Origin of the sequence: Amycolatopsis taiwanensis DSM 45107 (assembly GCF_000519205.1) — a bacterium.
Classification (GTDB): Bacteria; Actinomycetota; Actinomycetes; order Mycobacteriales; family Pseudonocardiaceae; genus Amycolatopsis_E; species Amycolatopsis_E taiwanensis.
Genome location: NZ_JAFB01000019.1, coordinates 178,318 through 195,669 on the forward strand (window position 1 = coordinate 178,318; position 17,352 = coordinate 195,669).

A 17,352-nucleotide genomic window follows, 5' to 3' on the forward strand; every position below is an offset into this window, starting at 1 on the left:
CCTCAGGCGGGAAGGACGGGCGCGATGTCGTTCGCCGCGTCCGTCCCGTAGGCGTCGGCCAGCCGCTTGAGCGCCGCCGGCGAGTCCAGCGTCCATTCCTGGGTGCCGACGGTTTCCAGCACCAGCACGGCGATCAGGGAACCGAGCTGGGCAGCGCGTTCGAGGCTGAGGCCGCCGGTGACGCCGGCGAGGAAGCCCGCCCGGAAGCCGTCGCCGACGCCGGTCGGGTCCGCCTTGGCCGATTCGGGAACCGCGCCGACCTTGATCGCGAGCCCGTCCGGGCCGAAGATCTCCACACCCTTCTCGCCGAGCGTGGTGATCCGGATGCCGACCCGGTCGAGCACGTCCCGCTCGGTCCAGCCGGTCTTGCGCAGCAGCAGTTCCCACTCGTAGTCGTTGGTGAACAGGTACCTGGCGCCGTTGACGAAGGCGCGCGCCTGTTCACCGTCCATCCGGGCGAGCTGTTGTGAGGGGTCGACCGCGAAGGGGTAGCCGCGCTCGCGGCATTCCTCGGCATGGCGGAGCATGCCCTCGGGATCGTCGGGGCTGATCAACACGAGTCCGAGCCCGCCGGCCCGCCTGGCGATCGGCTCCAGTTCGATGTTGCGTGCCTCGGCCATCGCACCCGCGTAGAACGTGGCGATCTGGCAGAGGTCCTCGTCGGTGGTACACACGAACCGGGCGGTGTGCGCGATGTCCGAGACGTGCACGCCCGACGTGTCGACGCCGTGCCGCTCCAGCCATGACCGGTAGTCCACGAAGTCCTCGCCGACCGCCCCGACCAGCACCGGCCGCATTCCCAGCACGCCGAGCCCGAAGGCTATGTTGGCGCCGATGCCGCCGCGCCGGACCACCAGGTCGTCCGCGAGGAACGACAGCGACACCCGGTGCAGCTGCTCGGCCACGAGCTGTTCGGCGAACTTGCCGGGGAAGTGCATGAGATGGTCGGTCGCGATACTGCCGGCCACCGCGATGCGGTCGTTGGTTGCCACCGGTTCTCCCTGTCTTGACCTGGCGTCATAACCCGATAGTCCGACTGGCGAACACTACCGGTAGGTAGAGCTGTCGTGGCTCCCCTGCGCGCTCCGGCGCCCGGGGAATGGATCGTCGATGACGCCTGCCACCCGCGCGTGACCGGCCTTGACGAGTAGTGCGGAAAAAGCGAAGCGGGGTCCCGAAGGACCCCGCACGCCGCTGCCTCAGTGGAACGAGTCCCCGCACGCGCACGATCCGGTGGCGTTCGGGTTGTCGATCGTGAAGCCCTGCTTCTCGATGCTGTCCACGAAGTCGATCACGGCGCCCTGCACGTACGGCGCGCTCATCCGGTCGACGGCCACACGCAGGCCGTCGAAGTCGCGGAACAGGTCGCCGTCGAGCGTGCGCTCGTCGAAGAACAGCTGGTACCGCAGGCCCGCGCAGCCGCCGGGCTGGACTGCGATCCGCAGGTGCATGTCATCGCGGCCCTCTTGCTCCAGCAGGGCCTTCGCCTTGGCGGCCGCGGCGTCGGTCAGGTTCACGCCGTGGGTGGCCTCGCCGGCCTCGGCCTGGGTGCCGGTCTGCTCAGCGGTCGTCATTGCACTCCCTCGGTCTTGCGTGCGGCGGGCACGACATTCGTCCTGGTGAACACAACAACCGTGGTGCCCGATCTGTTCCATGGTTACATACCGGTCGACCGCGTGAACACCTGCGCCGGACCTGGAATATCCTGACCGGGTGAGATTCCTACGTCGCAGCGGCACTACCACCGAAGAGAGCCCGCAGGCCGCCCAGGATGCGGACGCGTCGAGTATCGAATCTCACACCAACAACAAGGGCTATACCCCCGGCAAGGGCCGCGCCACCCCCTCGCGGCGCGAGGCCGAAGGCAAGCGTCGTGGCCCGGTCGCGCCGCCGCCCCGCACCATGCGCGAGGCGATGAAGCGCAACAAGGAGTTGCGGAAGGCGAACCCGAACTACAAGGCCGAGCGGCGGGCCGAGGTGCGCGAGCGCCAGCGGCGCATGGCCGAGGGCGACGAGCGCTACCTGCTGCCCCGCGACCGGGGACCGGTCAAGGCCCACGTGCGTGACCTGGTCGACTCGCGACGCAACTTCGCCGGCCTGTTCATGCCGATGGGCGTGCTGATGATCGTCCTGCTGGTGGTGCCGTTGGCCATCGTCCAGCAGTACGGAACGCTGTTGTTCCTCGTGCTGCTGCTCAGCATGGCCGTCGACGGGTTCCTGTCCGGCCGGCGGATCAGCAGGCAGGTGCGGGCCAAGTTCCCCAAGGAGACGATCAGCGGCCGGTCCGTCGGCTGGTACGCGTTCGTCCGGTCCACGCAGATCCGCAAGCTGCGGATTCCCAAGCCGCGCGTCAAGCCCGGCGACACCGTCTCCTGATCGCCCGCCGTCAGGACGGGCAAGGCGGGTCGTAAGGCACCTGCGGCAGGTGCTGCTGCCAGATCTCGCGGGTGAGCACGCCCCGGGTCGCACCGCAGATACGGGCGATGGCGTGGTTGACGTCCACGTCCCAGAGCAGCGCGGTGTAGGCGCCGCCCGTGGTCGCCATGGTCGTCCCGTCGGCGCCGAAGGCCACCGAGACCGTCGTGTTGCTCGATCCCACGCTCAGCGGCAAGCCGTAGCTCACCGCGGTCGCGGGGTCGGACACGTCCCACAGCAGCACCGTGCCGTCGTCGGCGGACGCGGCCAGGCGGGTGCCGTCGGGGCTGAACGCCACCTTCTTGACCAGGCCGCCGAAGCCGGTCAACGGCCGGCCGAGGGGGCTGGCATGCGCGGGGTCGGCCACGTTCCAGAGCCGGACGGTCTTGTCGTCGCCGCCGGTGGCCATCGTCCGGCCGTCCGGGCTGAACGTCACCGAGTTGATCGCGCCGGATTGCCCGGTGAGCTCACCGAGCCGGACCGGGTGGGCCGGATCGGCGACGTTCCACAGCGACACCGTCTGGTCACTGCTGCCGGTGGCCATCGTGCGGCCGTCGGGGGTGAACGCGATCGCGTTGTCATAGCCGGTGTGCCCGGTCAGCGGCGGCCCGAGCCGGACCGGGCGGGCCGGATCGGCCAGATCCCACAGCTGGACGGTCTGGTCGTCGTCGTTGGTCGCCATGATCCGGCCGTCCGGGCTGAACGTGACGGGGTTGGCGTAGCGGACGCCCAGGGCGAGCGGGTCGCCCAGCGGCGCCGGATTCGCGGGATCGGCGATGTTCCACCGCCACACCGTCCGGTCGGCGAGGCCCGCGGCCAGCGTCCGCCCGTCCGGTGAGAACGACATGGACCAGATCTGGGCGGGGGCGACCAGCGGCCGGCCGAGCGGGACCGGCCGGTCCGGGTCGCGCACGTCCCACAACCGCAGCGTGTGGTCGCTGGAGCCGGTGCCCATGACCCGCCCGTCCCGGGTGAACGCGACCGCACCCACGTCGGCGGTGTGACCGGCCAGCACGGTGGCCGGGAGCGACCACAACCGCACCACGCCGTCCTGACCACCGGTGGCGACGAACCGCCCGTCAGGGCTGAACGACACCGCGTACCCGGCGCCCCCGGCCAGCGGATTTTCCAGCTCGGCCGCCCTGGCCGGGTTGGCCAGGTTCCACAACCGGGCCGTGCCATCGGCTCCGGTGCTGGCCAGCACCTTGCTGTCCGGGCTGAACGTCACCGACCACACCGCACCCGCATGCCCGATGCGGGGCGCGCCCTGCTGGAGAGGGGCGGCCCGGTTGCCGACGTCCCACAGCCGCACGGTCTTGTCCGCGCTGCCGGCGGCGAGCAGCCGGCCGTCGGGACTGAACGCCACCGAATGCACGGTGTCGGTGCCCCCGTTCAGCGGTTCACCCAGTGGCACCGGGGCGTGCGGATCGGTGATGTCCCACAACAACACGGTGGTGTCGTCGCTCCCGGCGGCGATCGTGTGCCCGTCGGGGCTGAAGGCCACCGAGCGGACGGCCTGCGTGTGGCCGCCGAGCACGCCCAGATCCTCCGGCGCGCGCGGGTCGGCGACGTTCCACAGCCGGACGGTGTGGTCCTCGTCGGCGGTGGCCAGCAGCCGCCCGTCCGGGCTGAACGCGACCAGGTAGATGGTGCCGTCGTGGCGGGTGACCGGGTCGCCGAGCCGGCGCGGGTGGGCCGGGTCCGTGACGTCCCACAGCAGTACCGTGCCGTCGTCGCCCGCGGTGGCCAGCGTGCGGCCGTCCGGGCTGAACACGGCCGTGCTGACCCAACTGGTGTGCCCGGTCAGCGGCACGCCTAATGATTTGGGGTGGGCGCGGTCGCGGACATCCCACAGCCGGGCGGTGCGGTCGTAGCTGGCGGTCGCCAGGACGTTGCCGTCCGGGCTGAACGAGGTCAGGTACACCGCGCCGGTGTGCCCGAGCATCGGCATGCCCAGCGCCTGGTGTTCGGCAGACAGCAGCCGGGTGTCGACGTCGGTGTCGCGCGGCTGCATCCGGTGCGCGACCAGAGCGAGCAGGGCCGACAACGACGGATCGCTGTCGGCCAGCTGGTCCGCCGCGGACAGGACCTGCTGGAAGCGCGCGTCGTCGCGCTGCTCGACCGCGACGACGGCGGCGAGCACGGCGGTCAGCGCGAACACGACCACCAGCGCGACCGCGGAGCGGCCCAACCACGAGATCCTTCGCCTGTGCCGCACGGAGAAGGCGAGAAAGGCCTGGGCGACCGCACTCACCGATTCCTGCCCCCCGGTGGTGGCCCACTGCTGGACGTTGTCCAGCCTCGCTCCCCGGTACAGCATCGAAGCGTCGCGCTTCTCCGACTCCCAGGCGCGCGCGTCCTCCTCCAGCCGCTGGCGCAGCAGGTTGCCCGCGCGGTCGGCGCCGATCCACCGCCGTAGCCGGGGCCAGGCATGCAACAGGGCCTCGTGGGTGATCTCGACCCACTCCGCGTCCAGGGTCAGCAGCCGGGCGCTGGCCAACGTCTCCAGAGCCCGCTCCGCAGCCCCCGCGTCCGGCGCCTGTTCCACCAGTTCGTGGCGGTCGCACCGGCGGCGTGTGTCCTGCGTGTCGTCCCCGACCCGGATCAGCCGCAACAGCATCCGCCGCGCGGCGGCCTGACCGGCCGGGTCGAGGTTGCCCCACGCGCGTTCGGCGGTCTCGGCCACGGCCCGATGGATACCGCCCGCGGCCCGGTAGCCGGCGATGGTGAGCTTCCCGTTCTGGCGGCGCTGCCAGGTCGCCAGCAGCGCGTGCGAAAGCAGCGGCAGCGCCCCGGCGTTGTACGCGCCCCTCGAATGTCCATTCTGGACGTCGAGGTCGCGCAGAATGAGGTCGGTGAGCCCGGTCTCCAGTTGCAGCCCGGCCGACTTCGCCGGGCCGGTCACCGCCTCCCGCAGCTCCGCCGCGGTCATCGCGCCGAGCACCATCGAGCGGGCCTGCAGCGCCTCGGCCAGTTGCGGATGCTCCAGGCACTGACCGTAGAAGTCGGCCCGCACCGCCACCAGCACCAGGCCGGCGCCGCCGTCCGAGCAAGCGGCGTGCAGCGCGTGCACGAACTGTCGGCGCTTTTCCTCGTCCTCGCAGACCGTGAAGGTTTCCTCGAACTGGTCGACCACGAGCACCAGCCGCGCCCCGGAACCGCCGCGGCGCTCGGCCTCGGCCGCGACCGCGGCCCGGATCTCGTCCGGACCGGATGCCCGTGCCAGCGCGGGGATTTCGGTGGTCAACTGCTTGACCGGATCATTGGTCGGGGTGATCACGACGGTCGGCCAGGCGGCGGAACCGGCGACGGGCAGTGCGCCGCGGGCGAGCGCGGGGATCAGCCCGGCGTGCACCAGGGAGGACTTTCCGGCGCCGGACGCGCCGGCCAGCGCGACGATTCCTCCGCTGTGCATCGCCTCGACCAGCCACGACACCAACATGTCCCGGCTCCGGTCCTGCCCGAAGAACCAGGTGGAGTCCTCCGGGCGAAAGGCGGACAGCCCGCGATAGGGGCACACCCCGTGGTCCCGGCCGGTCGTCTCCGTGGGCGGCGCGGACACGGGTGTGTCCAGCGCCTCACGCCACAACGCCCGCCATGCGGGAAGATCGTAGAGACCTTCCACGGTCGGCTTCGGGCGAAGGCGGCGAGCCTGGGTGATGAGGACTTCCAGCACGATCGCGAGCGCGGCGAACCGGGCGGGAACGTTGCGTCCGCGCCGCCAGTCACTCACCCGCTGCGGCACGACCCGGACCCGATGGCCGCGTTCGTCGACCCGCGCAGCCCGCGCGACCGCATTGGTCACCTGCTTCAGCGGCGGGTCGCCGGCTTGGGCGTAGAGCAAGGAAAAACGTTCGGCGAAGGTCTCACGTGGCAACCGATCCGAGCCGGAATCGACCATCTCCTCGGGCCTGTCCTCCCCGTCGTGACTCCGGACCGGAAACCCCGCGTACCGCGTTCAGCAGGGATTTTAGCGACCGGATCGGATCGGTCCAGGCCGACCGGGGGATCCGCTGTCATGATGTTGACGCGCCGCCGAGAAGTTCTGGGGGTTTTCTCGGCGGCGCGGCGACTACCGTGACCTTTCGACAGCCCGCTCCCGGCTTCCTCCAGACCGGTCGAGCCGGCCGTTTTCACGTGCCGGCAGCAGATGGACGAGGATCAGGCCCACCGCGGCCAGCAGCAGGTAGCGCGTCGCCGAATCGAGGCCGTTCCACTTCGAGGACTGCCACATCTGGAACCATTCGCCGCCCAGCGCGAGAAAGCCACCGGCGAACAGGGTCAGTTGCAGCACCCAGCCGGCGGCCGACAGCCGGCGCGCCAGCGGGCGGCGGAGCATCCAGGCCACGCTGCCCGCCAGCAGGAGCGCGGACGTGACCGCCTCCCACGCGATGATCACGAGGTAGGCCGTGGTGATCAGGCCGGGCGCGGTGATCGCGCGCCACATCATCGACGGCGCGCGGAAGGTGGTGTCCATGGCCAGCACGTGCTGGACGAACGCGTAGTTCGTGTCGTAGTCGATGAGGTTGTCGATGGTGACCAGCGTCATCTGGACGGCAGTGATGATGGTGAGTGCCGCGACGGCCAGAGACAGGCTTCCCAGTCTGGCGATGAGACGCATGACCTGGACTCTAGTGATTCTTGCCAGGAAATCACTCGTCGCGGTAAGAACTTACCTCGATCAGGTTACGGTCGGGATCCCGGAAGTAGACGCTGAGAATGGGCCCGGTGGCGCCGGTGCGTTGGACCGGTCCCTCCTCGACCGGGACGCCGTGTGCGGCGAGCTCTTCGATCACCTGGTCCAGCGGATCGGTGGTGATCAGGCACAGGTCGGCGCTGCCGGGCGTCGGGCGGTGGGCCTTCGGCTCGAACTCGTGACCCGCGCGATGCAGATTGATCTTGCTGTGGCCGAAGGCGAGCGCGGTGCGGCCCGCGCCGAACGTCACCGCCTCCATCCCCAGCACCCGGGTGTAGAAGTCCACGGTCACGCCGATGTCGGCGACGGTGAGGACCAGGTGGTCGAGCCGGTCGATGCGCACGGTCTCCGACCCTAGGCAGTGTTCGAAGTACGCGCGACCGGATTTGGGTAGCCAGGCCGTGACTCCCGCGTGGCCCTGGCTTTCCGAAGTCGGCGGCCTGCCTGCCCAAATCCGAGGCCTCCGGCGCGCGACTCCACAGTGGACCTCCGGCGGCCGGTGTCCGTCAGGTTCGGACCGCGGGCCGGCCGGCCGCGGGGATGCCCTGGTTTCCGGATCCGACCGAGCAGTGTCGGGCAGGGCGGTTCCCAGGGAGAGATCACGGCGGCTAGGTTGTCGCCGTGACCGTTGAGTTCGCCCCAGTCGTCCAGCCCGACGAGTCCGCCCACGCCGCGGCGTTGCGACGGCACGCCACCTTGGTCAAACCGGTGGCCTCCCTGGGCAGGCTCGAGGATCTGGGTGCCTGGATCGCCGCCTGCCAGGGCCAGTCACCGCCGCGCCCGTTCACCCGACCCCGCGTGGTCGTGTTCGCCGCGGACCACGGGGTGGCCGCCCTGGGCGTGTCGGCCTACCCCCAGGAAGTCACCGCACGGCGGGTCACCGCGCTTCTCACCGGCGGCGGCGTGACCAACGCGCTGACCCAGGTCGCCGGTGCCGGGCTGCGCGTGATCGACGTGGGAGTGGACGCCGACACGCCCGTCGCGGGGTTCAAGGTGCGCCGGGGGTCCGGCCGCATCCACATCGAGGACGCGCTGACCGACGAAGAGGTCGAGGCGGCACTACAGGCCGGGATCCAGGTGGCCGACGCCGAGGTGGACGGCGGCGCCGACCTGCTCGTCGCGGGCGACCTCGGGGTCGGCGCAAGCACTCCGTCGGCCACCCTCGTCGCGGCGTTGACCGGCACCGAGCCGGTCGCCGTCGTGGGGCGGGGCTCCGGGATAGACGACGCCGCGTGGATGCGGAAGGCGGCCGCGATCCGGGACGCGCTGCGCCGGGCACGTCCCGTGCTCGGCGATCCGCTCGCCCTGCTGCGCACCGTCGGCGGCGCGGATCTCGCCGCCATCACCGGGTTTCTCGCGCAAGCCGCGGTGCGACGGACTCCGGTGCTGCTGGACGGACTCACCGTCGGCGCGGCCGCGCTGGTGGCCGAGGAACTCGCGCCGGGGGCACGTTCGTGGTGGGTCGCGGCCCATCGCAGCCCCGAGCCCGCGTACGAGCTGGTGCTGAAACACCTTGCGCTGCAACCGATTCTGGATCTCGGCATCCGCCTCGGCGAGGGGGCCGGCGCGGCCACGGCACTGCCGCTGTTGACCATGGCGACCCGCCTGCTCACCGACGTCGCCACCCGGGACTGGTAGCGGGGATCTCGGCGCGAGCCCCCGCTACCAGCGACCGTTGGGGACCGCTCAGGCCAGCGGGTACATCCAGTCGTGCGGGTCGGGACGGGTGCCCTCCTGGATGCCGGTGAGCTCGGCGCGCAGCTTCATGGTCAGCTCGCCGGGCTGCCCGCCGGCGATGCTGAACTCGCCATCGGCGTGCTTGACGGCCCCGACCGGCGTGATCACCGCGGCCGTGCCGCAGGCGAACACCTCCGTCAGCTCACCGGAGGCCGCCGCCTTCGCCCACTCCTCGACGGAGATCCGGCGTTCCTCCACCTTGTGCCCGAAGTCCGCCGCCAGCCGCAGCAGCGAACTGCGCGTCACGCCCGGCAGGAGCGAACCGGTCAGCTCGGGCGTCACGACCCGGGCGTCGGGGCCGGAGCCGAAGACGAAGAACAGGTTCATCCCGCCCATCTCCTCGACCCACCGCCGCTCGACCGCGTCGAGCCACACGACCTGGTCGCAGCCGTGCTCGACGGCCTGTGCCTGCGCGACGAAGGAGGCCGCGTAGTTCCCGGCGCACTTCGCCGCCCCGGTGCCGCCCGGAGCGGCCCGGACGTACTCGGTGGACAGCCACACGGTCACCGGCTTGACCCCACCCGAGAAGTAGGAGCCCGCGGGCGAGCCGATCACGGTGTAGAGGTACTCACTGGCCGGCGCGTTCACGCCGAGCCCGACCGACGTCGAGATCATGAACGGGCGCAGGTACAGCGAATCGCCCGCCTTGGTGGGCACCCACCGGCCGTCCACCGCGATCAGCTCGCGCAACGACTCGACGAACAGCTCCTCCGGCAGTTCCGGCATGGCCATCCGGCGGGCCGACGCGCGGAACCGCGCCGAGTTCGCCTGGGGACGGAAGGCGGCGATCGAGCCGTCCGGCTGCCGGTACGCCTTGAGCCCCTCGAAGATCGCCTGCGCGTAGTGAAACACCGACGTCGCCGGATCCAGGGTCACGGGCTCGTAGCCGCGCACCGCGCCGTCGTGCCAGCCACGCTCGGTGGTCCAGCGCAGCGTCACCATGTGGTCGGTGAAGTACTTCCCGAAGCCCGGCTTCGCCAGTACCTCGGCTACCCGTTCCTCGGACGCGGGAGCGGGATTCGGGGTACGGGTGAAGGGCTTCGTCGTAGTCATGGGCATGAGGATAACGCTTAATCGGACGTCCAACGATTGCCCGGCCGACACAACCACCTGGCCGACTTGCTGGATCTTGTCGATCGCGAGGGCCGGCGCGTGTACGTGACCAAGCGCGGCCGGCGCGTGGCGGCGATCGTGCCCGTCGACGTCGCAGAGCGCTCAGAAGAGGAAGAAGACGCCTACTGGGCCGCGCGCGCTGCTCGCGTGCTAGAGGCCGGCGAGCCCACCGTGGCATGGGATGAGGCCGTCCGGATGCTGGAGACCGGAGCCGTCGACGAGTGAGGTACTCGATCGAGATCACCCGCGAGGCCATGCGAGCGTTGGCCAAACTGGACAAGCCCGTTCGCCGGCGCCTGCAGACCGCGATCTATGGCCTCCAAAACGAACCACGACCAATTGGCGTAAAGGCCCTCAAGGGTCTCAACGGCGCCTACCGGATGCGAGTGGGCGATTACCGCATCATCTACACGATCGACGACGGCCGCCTGGTCGTGGTGGTCGTCGACCTGGGTCGTCGGCGAGAGGTCTACCGGAACCTCTGACCTGGCCAGGCGTGCTGTCTCAAGGTACGTGCGCACGAGTGGGGCGGCTCGATGCACGTTGGCGGCTAACATCGGACTGTGCTGGAAAACAAGGTATCGGCCGGGACGGCCTCGGACGTACGCACCTTCATCGCCGCGACACTGCTGACCTACGCCGCCGGCGTGCTCACGTTCCTCGGGTACGCCATGGTCGACGGAAGCGGTGGCGGAGTCATCCTCGGCCTGATCATCGCGCTCTTCGCCGCCCTGGGCTGGCGCCACATGCAGGGCGGGAAGTTCTTCCCGCGCGACCCGTCGACCAGGTCGGTGGTCATTCTGGCGTTGTTCTCGGCTGTTCTGACGGTCGGCGTGGTCGCGCTGACCTCCTGATCACGGCGGCCACGGCGACGAACACCACCGCCAGCAACAGGTAGCCGGGCGGAATCCGGGCCAGCAGGACGATCGCGAGCAGCACGCTCAGCACCGCGCGCACGTCCCATCGCCGGGCCGACAACGTGAGCAGGCCCGCCACCAGCACCTCGGCCAGCGCCAGCGCGGCCGCGAGCAGCAGCGCCTCCACCGGTTCCAGCAACACCGCGCCCACCGCCGCGACCGCGCCGCAGGCCATCGACGCCACGGGCCGCACCGAGAACCGGGCCCGCGCCTGCGCCAGCGCCCCCAGCGCGGCGGGCACGGTGGCGATGACCACCACCCCGGCGAGCAGGGGCAGGAGTGCCTGCGCGTCCCCCGCGGCCAGCAGATCCCGCAGCGGCACCCGGGAAAGGCCGAGGCGCACACCGCCCATCTGGTACAGCGCGGCGGCGCACACCGCCAGGGCCACGGCGACCGATCCGGCCAGCCACCAAGCCTTTTTGCGGCCTTGACCCCCACGCCCCCGGCCGCCGGTCAGCAACGGGAAGAACACCGCCGCGGCGGCGAACGCCCCGCTGAACGGCGGGGTCCCGCCCACGGCCGGCGCGGGCGGGATCGCCAGGCAGACCGCGACCAGCCCGGCCGCCGCGGCGAGCAGGACGCCGAGCAGCCAGCCGCGCGCCGGGCGGGGCAGGGTGAAACCGGCCGCGTCCACCGCGGTGACCAGCAGCACCACCCCCAACGCGGTGAGGGCGGAGTACCGCGGAACGAGGTAACCGGCGAAAGCCGCGGCGAACAGCGGCACGCCGGCCAGCCGGGCGGCGGTCCGTGCGCCGTCGAGCAGCCATTCGGCGCGGGGGTGGACGGTGGCGGAGCCGGCCACCTGCAACCCGGCGAGCAATCCGGCCAGCGCGATGCCGGCGAGAAGCCACCAGCCCGCCACCGCCGCACCCGCGGCCAGCGCGACCAGCAGTCCGGCACCCAGCCACATCGCCTACCACCTGCCCTCGATGAGGAACTCCTCATTAGCATGACTCACGATCCCTGTCCCACCACAAGGAGCCATCGTGACCGTGCCCAAGTTTGCCCTTACCGAGAAGACCGAACTCAGCCGCGCCGACGTCGTGGTGATCGGCATCCTCAAGGGCGAGAACGCGATAACGCTCGCGCCGGGCGCGGAAGCGGTCGACGCCGCGTTCGACGGCAAGCTCGCCAGCGTGCTGTCCACGCTCGGTGCGAGCGGCAAGGCCGAAGAGACCGTGAAGCTGCCGACGCTGGGCAAGCTGCCCGCGGGCGTCGTCCTCGCGGTCGGCCTCGGCAAGCCCGGTGCCGACGGGACGGTCACCGGCGAGCAGGTGCGGCGGGCCGCCGGAGCGGCCGCCCGCGCGCTGGCGGGCACCGCGCGGGCGGTGTCCACACTGTCCACAATGGATCTCCAGGCCGCGGTGGAGGGCACCGCGCTGGGCGCCTACACCTTCACCGAATACCGGTCCGAGCCCGGCGACGGCCCCGTCGGCGCGGTGGACTTCGTCAGCCCCGCCGACGGCACCGCGCGGGCGCACAAGGCGACGCTGAAGGCCGCGACCGCGATCGCCGAGTCGGTCATCATCGCGCGTGACCTGATCAACACCCCGCCGAACGACCTGTTCCCGGCCTCCTTCGCCGAGCGCGCCGGAAAGCTCGCCGACGCCAACGGGCTCGAGTTCGAGGTCCTGGACGAGAAGGCGTTGAAGCGCAAGGGATTCGGCGGGATCCTCGGCGTCGGCGGCGGCTCCGCGCGCCCGCCCCGCCTGGTCCGGGTGCGCTACCGGGGCGCGAAGGCCCGCAAGAAGATCGCGCTGGTGGGCAAGGGCATCACCTTCGACTCGGGCGGCATCTCGATCAAGCCCGCCGCGAACATGGACCACATGACCTCGGACATGTCCGGGGCGGCGGCCGTGCTGGCTTCCGTGGTGCTCGCCGCGAAGCTTCGGTACCCGCTGGATGTCACCGCCAACATCCCGCTCGCGGAGAACCTGCCGTCCGGCACCTCCTACCGGCCCGGCGACGTGCTCAGCATGTACGGCGGAAAGACCGTCGAGGTGCTCAACACCGACGCCGAGGGCCGGCTCGTGCTGGCCGACGCGATGGTGCGCGCCGCCGAGGACGAGCCCGACTACCTGATCGAAACGTCTACGCTGACCGGCGCCCAGATGGTCGCGCTGGGCAACCGGACGGCCGGGATCATGGGTTCGGACGACTTCCGCGACCGGGTCGCGGCGATCGCGCAGGCCACCGGGGAGAACGGCTGGCCGATGCCGCTGCCCGAGGAGCTGCGCGGCGATCTCGACTCCCGGCTGGCCGACCTGGCCAACGTCACCGGCCACCGCTGGGGCGGCATGCTCGCGGCCGGGATCTTCCTGCGCGAGTTCGTCGCCGACGACCTGCCGTGGGCGCACATCGACATCGCCGGCCCGGCGTTCAACACCGGTTCCCCGTGGGGCTACACCGGCAAGGGCGGCACGGGTGTGCCCGTCCGCACCATCGCGGCCGTCCTCGCCGACATCGCGGACAACGGCTGAACCCCACGCAGGCCGGAGGGCTATTCAAAACGCGAGATGGGCACACTCGGTGACAGCGCACGACGGTGTGCTGTGGGGCTCCGCCCCACACCCCGACTGGGGGCAAGCCCCCAGACCCCCTTCACGTGGGCGGGGAGGCAGGCCGCCATCGTGACCAACCGGCAGCCGACGAGGAGAAGTCACGGCCTGACTACCCGAACACGTTCTGAATAACACTGCGCCGGGGTGGTCAGTCCTGACCGCCCTGGCGCTTCAGGCGCTGGGTGTATTCGCGCATGCGCTTGGGATAGCCGACGCGCGCGACCTCGTAGACCGGGATGCCGTGCTTGCGCCCGAAGCGCTGCGCCGCGTCCAGGCTGCCGATGCGGCGGCGGGTCCATTCGCCGTCGTGCGCGATCAAGACCACGGTGGTGTCGGTGAAATTGGTTCGAGGCTCCACGTAGGCCTCGACCCCGTGGCGCGTCGCCGCCCAGTTCTCCAGATGCGTCGTGTCGTTTTCACTGGGTCCCCTCAGCGTGCCCGGCCGGCCACGTCTGCGGCGCAGCGAGTCGAACAGACCCACCTCCACCACCTCTATCCTCCGCCGTGTGGCCGCCATTATGCAGGCGATCACGTGTGCGCCGAGTAATACACCCCCGCGCCCAGCCGTCGAAAACGCCTCCGACTGTGTTCACCGGCACTACCGCCTCTGTCGCGACAGGGAAGTGCCTAGTGACAAGATGAGGAGGCCGAGAAGCAGTAAAGACGTCGAAGAGTTCTGCGAACGAGCTCACCGAGGAGTATTCGAAGTGACCGATACCTCCGCCGACCTGGTGATCCTTGGTGGCGGATCGGGCGGCTACGCCGCCGCTTTCCGCGCGGCCGAGCTGGGCCTTTCCGTGATCCTGATCGAGAAGGACAAACTGGGCGGGACCTGCCTGCACCGGGGTTGCATTCCCACCAAGGCGCTCCTGCACGCGGCGGAAGTCGCCGACGTCGCGCGCGACGGTGAGCAGTTCGGGGTCAAGACCACCCTCGAAGGCATCGACATCGCAGGGGTCAACAAGTACAAGGAAGGCATCATCGCCCGCCTCTACAAGGGGCTGCAGGGCCTGGCCAAGTCGCACAAGGTGAACCTCGTCGAGGGCACCGGCACCTTCGTGGCGCCGAACGCGGTCGACGTCGACGGCCGGCGCTACACCGGCAAGAACGTGATCCTGGCGACGGGTTCCTACGCCAAGAGCCTGCCCGGCCTGGAACTGGGCGGCCGGATCATCACCAGCGACGACGCGCTGTCCCTGGACTACATCCCGGAGAAGGTCGTCGTGCTCGGCGGCGGCGTGATCGGTGTCGAGTTCGCCAGCGTGTGGGCCTCCTTCGGGGTCGACGTGACCATCGTCGAGGCGCTGCCGCGGCTGGTGCCCAACGAGGACGAGTTCGCTTCCAAGCAGCTCGAGCGCGCCTTCCGCCGCCGCAAGATCGCGTTCAAGACCGGGGTGAAGTTCACCGGTGCCAGGCAGGACGAGAACGGCGTCGCGGTGTCGCTGGAGACCGGCGAGACCCTGGAGGCCGATCTGCTGCTGGTCGCGGTCGGCCGCGGCCCGAACACCGCCGGCCACGGCTACGAGGAGGCCGGGGTCGGGATGGACCGCGGCTTCGTGCTCACCGACGACCGCTTGCGCACCAACCTGCCGAACGTCTACGCCGTCGGCGACATCGTGCCCGGCCTGCAGCTCGCGCACCGCGGTTTCCAGCAGGGCATCTTCGTCGCGGAGGAGATCGCCGGCCTGGCCCCGCGCGGGATCGACGAGTCGGGCATCCCCCGCGTCACCTACTCTCACCCGGAGGTCGCCTCGGTCGGGCTCACCGAGGCCGCGGCCAAGGATCGCTACGGCCAGGGGGTCACCACCTTCACCTACGACCTCGGCGGCAACGGCAAGAGCCAGATCCTCAAGACTTCCGGCGCGATCAAGCTGGTCAAGGCCCCCGACGGACCGGTCGTGGGCCTGCACCTGGTGGGCGACCGGGTCGGCGAGCTGATCGGCGAGGCCCAGCTGATCTACAACTGGGAAGCCTTCCCGGAGGACGTCGCCCCGTTGATCCACGCCCACCCCACCCAGACCGAGGCCCTCGGCGAAGCACACCTTGCCCTGGCCGGCAAGCCACTGCACGTGCACAGCTGACGAACCTCCCAGCACTTTCGACCACACCAAGAAGATTCAAGGAGTCAGCGAACGATGGCCTACTCCGTCACATTGCCGGAGCTCGGGGAGAGCGTCACGGAGGGCACCGTCACCCGGTGGCTGAAGCAGGAGGGTGACCAGGTAGCGGTCGACGAGCCGTTGCTGGAGATTTCCACGGACAAGGTCGACACGGAAGTCCCGTCGCCGGTGGCCGGTGTTCTCCAGCGGATCGTCGCCAAGGAGGACGAGACGGTCGAGGTGGGCGGCGAACTCGCCGTGATCGACGACGGTTCCGGCGGTGGCGCGAGCGCACCCGCCGAACCGGCGCAGCCCGCGCAGCCCGCGCAGCCCGCGCCCGCCGCCGAACCACAGCCGGCCCCGGCCGCTCCCGCGCCCGAGCCGGTACCGGCCGCCGCCGCGCCCAGCCCGGCGGCGGCGCAGGGCACGCCGGTCACCCTGCCGGAACTCGGTGAGAGCGTCACCGAGGGCACGGTGACCCGGTGGCTCAAGCAGGTCGGCGACTCGGTCGAGGTGGACGAGCCGCTGCTGGAGATCTCCACGGACAAGGTCGACACGGAGGTCCCGTCGCCGGTGGCCGGGGTGCTGCTGGAGATCAGCGCGGCCGAGGACGAGACCGTCGAGGTCGGTGGCCGGCTCGCGGTGATCGGCGCCCCCGGCGCCGCGCCGGCAGCCGCTCCCGCTCCGGCCCCGACGCCCGAGCCGCCCGCTCCGGCCCCCGCGCCGGAGGCCGCACGGCCCGCGCCCGCGCCCGAGCCGCCCCGGCCGACACCTCAGCCCGCCCCGCAGCCCGTCGCGGAGACTCCCGCGCCGAGCGCGGAAGCCGAGGGCAACGGCACCGCGCCGTATGTCACGCCGCTGGTGCGCAAGCTGGCGACCGAGCACGGGATCGACCTGTCGTCGCTGACCGGCAGCGGCGTGGGCGGCCGGATCCGTAAGCAGGATGTGCTGGCCGCGGCGGAGGCGAAGCAGAAGACCGCGGCTCCGGCAGCGCCGGCTCCGGCGGCGGCCCAGCCCAGCAGGCCGGCTCCCGCCGCCGTCTCGCCGGAGCTGGCCGCGTTGCGCGGCACGGTCCAGAAGGCGAGCCGGATCCGGCAGCTGATCGCCCAGCGCACCCGGGAGTCGCTGCAGACCTCCGCGCAGCTCACCCAGGTCTTCGAGGTCGACATGACCAAGGTGGCCCGGCTGCGGGACCGCGCGAAGGCGCAGTTCCTCGAGCGCGAGGGCGTGAAGCTGACCTTCCTGCCGTTCTTCGCGAAGGCGACGATCGAGGCGCTCAAGCAGCACCCCAACATCAACGCCTACTTCGACGAGAACACCAAGGAGATCACCTACTTCGACGACGAGCACCTGGCGATCGCGGTGGACACCGAGAAGGGCCTGCTCTCCCCGGTGATCCACAACGCCGGCCAGCTCAACCTGGCCGGGCTGGCCACCCGCATCGCCGACCTGGCCGCCCGGACCCGGTCGAACAAGGCCAAGCCGGACGAGCTGTCCGGCGGCACCTTCACGGTGACGAACCTGGGCAGCAACGGCGCGCTGTTCGACACGCCGATCATCAACCAGCCGCAGTCCGGGATCCTGGGCGTCGGCGCGGTGGTGAAGCGGCCGGTCGTGGTGACCGATGCGGAAGGGCAGGACACGATCGCGATCCGGTCGATGGCCTACCTGGCGCTCACCTACGACCACCGGCTCATCGACGGGGCCGACGCCGGCCGGTTCCTCACCACCATCAAGCACCGGCTGGAAGAGGGTCAGTTCGCCGACGAACTCGGCCTGTAGGAATCACGAGAGCCGCAACCCCCTTCCCCGGC

Annotated in this window: 16 protein-coding genes; 8 read left to right on the top strand and 8 right to left on the bottom strand. The window is 70.8% G+C overall.

From position 1 onward, the window contains the following. Positions 1-2: 2 nt before the first annotated feature. The gene (locus A3CU_RS0116760; protein WP_027943294.1) at positions 3-992 is read right to left on the bottom strand and encodes a carbohydrate kinase family protein; all 990 of its coding nucleotides are present in this window, start codon (positions 990-992) and stop codon (positions 3-5) included. 207 nt (positions 993-1,199) lie between these two features. Then, on the bottom strand, positions 1,200-1,574 hold the full coding sequence (locus A3CU_RS0116765) for a HesB/IscA family protein (RefSeq protein ID WP_027943295.1): 375 nt from the start codon (positions 1,572-1,574) through the stop codon (positions 1,200-1,202). 139 nt (positions 1,575-1,713) lie between these two features. Between A3CU_RS0116765 and A3CU_RS0116770 the strand changes: the two genes are divergently transcribed. Next, the gene (locus A3CU_RS0116770; protein ID WP_027943296.1) at positions 1,714-2,376 is read left to right on the top strand and encodes a DUF3043 domain-containing protein; all 663 of its coding nucleotides are present in this window, start codon (positions 1,714-1,716) and stop codon (positions 2,374-2,376) included. 10 nt (positions 2,377-2,386) lie between these two features. Here A3CU_RS0116770 and A3CU_RS0116775 read toward each other — a convergent pair whose 3' ends face one another. The 3 genes from A3CU_RS0116775 to A3CU_RS0116785 form a co-directional block, all read right to left on the bottom strand. Further along, a complete protein-coding gene (locus A3CU_RS0116775) occupies positions 2,387-6,316 on the bottom strand; it encodes an NACHT and WD repeat domain-containing protein (protein WP_027943297.1) in 3,930 nt (1,309 codons plus the stop codon). A 171-nt stretch (positions 6,317-6,487) separates the two neighbouring features. Continuing rightward, positions 6,488-7,036 carry a DUF2165 domain-containing protein gene (locus A3CU_RS0116780; RefSeq protein ID WP_027943298.1) on the bottom strand — a complete coding sequence of 183 codons (549 nt, stop codon included), beginning with the start codon at positions 7,034-7,036 and terminating at the stop codon, positions 6,488-6,490. Between the two features lie 31 nt (positions 7,037-7,067). Then, positions 7,068-7,454, bottom strand: a complete 387-nt coding sequence (locus tag A3CU_RS0116785) for a VOC family protein (RefSeq protein WP_027943299.1) — start codon at positions 7,452-7,454, stop codon at positions 7,068-7,070. A 278-nt stretch (positions 7,455-7,732) separates the two neighbouring features. Between A3CU_RS0116785 and cobT the strand changes: the two genes are divergently transcribed. Beyond that, positions 7,733-8,749 carry a nicotinate-nucleotide--dimethylbenzimidazole phosphoribosyltransferase gene (cobT, locus tag A3CU_RS0116790; protein ID WP_027943300.1) on the top strand — a complete coding sequence of 339 codons (1,017 nt, stop codon included), beginning with the start codon at positions 7,733-7,735 and terminating at the stop codon, positions 8,747-8,749. 48 nt (positions 8,750-8,797) lie between these two features. On the opposite strand, the gene A3CU_RS0116795 is transcribed toward cobT, so the two are convergent. Next, positions 8,798-9,901 carry a branched-chain amino acid aminotransferase gene (locus tag A3CU_RS0116795; RefSeq protein WP_027943301.1) on the bottom strand — a complete coding sequence of 368 codons (1,104 nt, stop codon included), beginning with the start codon at positions 9,899-9,901 and terminating at the stop codon, positions 8,798-8,800. Between the two features lie 36 nt (positions 9,902-9,937). Here A3CU_RS0116795 and A3CU_RS45065 point away from each other — a divergent pair, with 36 nt between their 5' ends. The 3 genes from A3CU_RS45065 to A3CU_RS0116810 all read left to right on the top strand — a co-directional run bounded on the left by A3CU_RS45065 (position 9,938) and on the right by A3CU_RS0116810 (position 10,815). Continuing rightward, positions 9,938-10,186: a type II toxin-antitoxin system prevent-host-death family antitoxin gene (locus A3CU_RS45065; RefSeq protein ID WP_043841337.1), complete on the top strand. Its 249-nt coding sequence runs from the start codon at positions 9,938-9,940 to the stop codon at positions 10,184-10,186. Continuing rightward, positions 10,183-10,446 carry a type II toxin-antitoxin system RelE family toxin gene (locus tag A3CU_RS0116805; protein WP_027943302.1) on the top strand — a complete coding sequence of 88 codons (264 nt, stop codon included), beginning with the start codon at positions 10,183-10,185 and terminating at the stop codon, positions 10,444-10,446. Before A3CU_RS45065 ends, A3CU_RS0116805 begins: the two co-directional genes overlap by 4 nt. A gap of 78 nt (positions 10,447-10,524) precedes the next feature. After that, positions 10,525-10,815 (top strand): hypothetical protein, encoded by a 291-nt coding sequence (locus tag A3CU_RS0116810; protein ID WP_027943303.1) that lies wholly within the window; start codon positions 10,525-10,527, stop codon positions 10,813-10,815. Here the strand turns inward: A3CU_RS0116810 and A3CU_RS45070 are convergent. Continuing rightward, positions 10,757-11,788: a hypothetical protein gene (locus A3CU_RS45070; RefSeq protein WP_052371786.1), complete on the bottom strand. Its 1,032-nt coding sequence runs from the start codon at positions 11,786-11,788 to the stop codon at positions 10,757-10,759. The genes A3CU_RS0116810 and A3CU_RS45070 overlap by 59 nt on opposite strands. 76 nt (positions 11,789-11,864) lie before the next feature. Here A3CU_RS45070 and A3CU_RS0116820 point away from each other — a divergent pair, with 76 nt between their 5' ends. Further along, positions 11,865-13,358 carry a leucyl aminopeptidase gene (locus tag A3CU_RS0116820; protein ID WP_027943304.1) on the top strand — a complete coding sequence of 498 codons (1,494 nt, stop codon included), beginning with the start codon at positions 11,865-11,867 and terminating at the stop codon, positions 13,356-13,358. Positions 13,359-13,587: 229 nt separating this feature from the next. Here A3CU_RS0116820 and A3CU_RS0116825 read toward each other — a convergent pair whose 3' ends face one another. Next, positions 13,588-13,929, bottom strand: coding sequence for a hypothetical protein (locus tag A3CU_RS0116825; RefSeq protein ID WP_027943305.1), 342 nt, complete (start codon positions 13,927-13,929; stop codon positions 13,588-13,590). A 217-nt stretch (positions 13,930-14,146) separates the two neighbouring features. Here A3CU_RS0116825 and lpdA point away from each other — a divergent pair, with 217 nt between their 5' ends. Further along, on the top strand, positions 14,147-15,520 hold the full coding sequence (gene lpdA, locus A3CU_RS0116830) for a dihydrolipoyl dehydrogenase (RefSeq protein ID WP_027943306.1): 1,374 nt from the start codon (positions 14,147-14,149) through the stop codon (positions 15,518-15,520). Between the two features lie 54 nt (positions 15,521-15,574). Further along, entirely contained in the window at positions 15,575-17,320 is a 1,746-nt protein-coding gene (gene sucB, locus A3CU_RS0116835; protein ID WP_027943307.1) for a 2-oxoglutarate dehydrogenase, E2 component, dihydrolipoamide succinyltransferase, read from the top strand. Positions 17,321-17,352: the final 32 nt, after the last annotated feature.

What these genes read in the sequence shown, in the direction of transcription:
- A3CU_RS0116765 (WP_027943295.1), bottom strand. Translation starts at nt 1,574, where the DNA reads ATGACGACCGCTGAGCAGACCGGCACCCAGGCCGAGGCCGGCGAGGCC.
- A3CU_RS0116775 (WP_027943297.1), bottom strand. Translation starts at nt 6,316, where the DNA reads ATGGTCGATTCCGGCTCGGATCGGTTGCCACGTGAGACCTTCGCCGAA.
- A3CU_RS0116780 (WP_027943298.1), bottom strand. Translation starts at nt 7,036, where the DNA reads ATGCGTCTCATCGCCAGACTGGGAAGCCTGTCTCTGGCCGTCGCGGCA.
- A3CU_RS0116795 (WP_027943301.1), bottom strand. Translation starts at nt 9,901, where the DNA reads ATGACTACGACGAAGCCCTTCACCCGTACCCCGAATCCCGCTCCCGCG.
- A3CU_RS45070 (WP_052371786.1), bottom strand. Translation starts at nt 11,788, where the DNA reads ATGTGGCTGGGTGCCGGACTGCTGGTCGCGCTGGCCGCGGGTGCGGCG.
- sucB (WP_027943307.1), top strand. Translation starts at nt 15,575, where the DNA reads ATGGCCTACTCCGTCACATTGCCGGAGCTCGGGGAGAGCGTCACGGAG.